The sequence below is a fragment of the Gilvimarinus sp. 1_MG-2023 genome, assembly GCF_030548285.1.
In genome coordinates, this window is record NZ_JAUOSC010001870.1 from 1 (window position 1) to 230 (window position 230).

The following is a 230-nucleotide window of genomic DNA, read 5'->3' on the forward strand; positions in this document are numbered from 1 at the left end:
GGCGTGATTTGTGAGCGGGAAACCCCGCTGGACGCTTTTGTCTCCAATAACTACAGCAGTGTCGACGAACTGCCACAAGGGGCAGTTGTTGGTACCTCAAGCCTGCGGCGCCAGTGTCAGTTGCAACAACAGCGGCCGGATTTACAGATTCGCTCCCTGCGTGGCAACGTCCAGACGCGCCTGGGCAAACTCGATGCCGGTGAATTTGATGCCATTATTCTGGCTTCTGC

General features: G+C 56.5%; 1 pseudogene. It reads left to right on the forward strand.

The features are described 5' to 3' along the window. Nucleotides 1-230 (forward strand): annotated as a pseudogene (locus Q4563_RS23175) (hydroxymethylbilane synthase); the annotation flags it as partial.